The sequence below is a fragment of the Citrobacter sp. Ct235 genome (genome assembly GCF_030332305.1).
Lineage (GTDB): Bacteria > Pseudomonadota > Gammaproteobacteria > Enterobacterales > Enterobacteriaceae > Citrobacter_A > Citrobacter_A telavivensis.
In genome coordinates this window covers 1-220 of the sequence record NZ_JAOWIC010000013.1, presented here as the reverse complement: position 1 = coordinate 220, position 220 = coordinate 1, and the positions used below count along the sequence as shown (strand labels likewise).

Sequence of the window (220 nt, the reverse complement as noted above, 5' to 3'; positions counted from 1 at the left end):
AGCGGCACTGCTCTTTAACAATTTATCAGACAATCTGTGTGGGCACTCAAAGTGACATGGATTCTTAATGTCTTCGGACAATAAATGAATACCAAGTCTCAAAGAGTGAACACGTAATTCATTACGAAGTTTAATTCTACGAGCATCAAACTTAAATTGAAGAGTTTGATCATGGCTCAGATTGAACGCTGGCGGCAGGCCTAACACATGCAAGTCGAAC

1 rRNA gene is annotated in these 220 nt (G+C 40.5%); it reads left to right on the top strand.

The annotated features are described in order from the left end of the window. Positions 1–153 precede the first annotated feature (153 nt). Positions 154–220 (top strand): 16S ribosomal RNA (locus OGY35_RS01035); the annotation flags it as partial.